Genomic DNA, 615 nt, shown 5'->3' with positions numbered 1-615 from the left:
TCCATGGTAAATAAGCCTCTAAAACCTCTTTGTTTACGAGAGTTTCCTCGTTTGGAAGACATTCTAGAAGATAGGATAGATATTTTTCACTATTTAGTTGATGACGTTTAGCTGTTTCCAACAAACTCATAATAATAGCTGTTGCTTTAGCTCCTTCAAAACTTTGAGAAAACAACCAATTTTTACGTCCCATAACCAATGATTTAATGGCGCGTTCAGCTAGATTATTGGAAAGGACCAGATGCCCGTCTTTCAAAATGGCCTTAAAGGTTTCTTCATACTTGAGACTGTATTCAATTGCCCTTCCTAGTTTTGAACCAGGTAAAACTGACTGACGCCGACACCAAGCAAAGAAGTCTTCCATTAGGGGTTGGAGCTCTTCTTGACGTTTCTGTAGTCGTTCATCAGCTGGCAAAACCTCCCAGTCTCTTTCCAAGGCAAATAACTGGTCACAATAAGCTAAACCTTTAGCTCCTAAGGATGAGTTATCTGCTTGCTTGGGGGTGGATTCAAAAAACTTCCTTCTCACATGCGCCCAACATCCAACAAGTTCAGCTTCTTCCAGTTGACGATAAGCAGACCACATATCACAATGCACATATCCAGAATAATCTC

1 protein-coding gene is annotated in these 615 nt (G+C 40.5%); it reads right to left on the bottom strand.

Annotated features, from left to right (window positions below):
- The coding region (locus HT708_RS11215) for an IS66 family transposase (RefSeq protein WP_172926403.1) at positions 1-615 on the bottom strand (615 nt) is incomplete at both ends.

Source organism: Streptococcus sp. 3613, assembly GCF_013277375.1.
Lineage (GTDB): Bacteria > Bacillota > Bacilli > Lactobacillales > Streptococcaceae > Streptococcus > Streptococcus pseudopneumoniae.
Note: the sequence above shows the minus strand (reverse complement) of the source record. Positions and strands in the feature narration are given on the sequence as shown.